Raw genomic sequence first — 685 nt, forward strand, 5'->3', positions numbered from 1 at the left:
GAGGCTCAGCTGCCGACGGTTCGGGTGTGATGTCGATAGGCCGTTCGAGCGGCTTGCCCTTGTGGAAGACGGCGCTGGCACGGACGAGGGCGACCAAGTGTGGTGCGTTGACCGCGCGCCAGCGGGCCTGGGCGGCCTCGATTAGCTTGTAGGCCATCGCCAGCCAGGCCGCGCGGGAGCCCGGCCCTTTGGTGACTTTGGTCCTCAAACGTACTGTCGCAAAGGTACTTTCGATCGGATTTGTGGTGCGAAGGTGGATCCAATGCTCGGCGGGATACCGGTAGAACTCCAAAAACACCTCGGCGTCGTCGACGATCTTGGGCGACCGCTTTGGGGTATTTGGCGCCGTAGTCGATCTCGAACGCTTTGATCGCGAGCTGGGCTTTGTCGATATCCTCGGCATTGTAGATCTCCTTCATCGCCGCGACTGCACCCTGGGTGCACCGATTTCGGCAGTGCGGCAAGAATATTGGCCTGCTTATGCCACCAGCAGCGCTACTCTCGAATATCCGGGAACACCTCCCGCACGCCTTGCAGAAGCCCAGGGCGCCGTCGCCGACCGCGAGCACCGCTGCGGTCATGGCGCGGCGGCGGCAATCGCGCAGCAAATCAGCCCAGAACTCAGTCGATCCCCGGAAGCCGTCAGCCAGCCCGACGAGCTCCATGCGGCCATCAGCACGGACCC

Annotated in this window: 1 protein-coding gene and 1 pseudogene; both read right to left on the reverse strand. The window is 63.2% G+C overall.

Annotation, left to right across the window (positions count from 1 at the left end; genetic code table 11):
- Positions 1–403 (reverse strand): transposase (locus tag BST44_RS31590; RefSeq protein WP_369332979.1); only part of this gene is annotated, 403 nt, incomplete at its 3' end.
- Positions 375–665 (reverse strand): annotated as a pseudogene (locus BST44_RS31595) (IS256 family transposase); the annotation flags it as partial. The gene BST44_RS31590 and the pseudogene BST44_RS31595, both read right to left, overlap by 29 nt.
- Between the last annotated feature and the right edge of the window lie 20 nt (positions 666–685).

Source organism: Mycobacterium scrofulaceum (assembly GCF_002086735.1).
In the GTDB taxonomy this organism is placed as follows: domain Bacteria; phylum Actinomycetota; class Actinomycetes; order Mycobacteriales; family Mycobacteriaceae; genus Mycobacterium; species Mycobacterium scrofulaceum.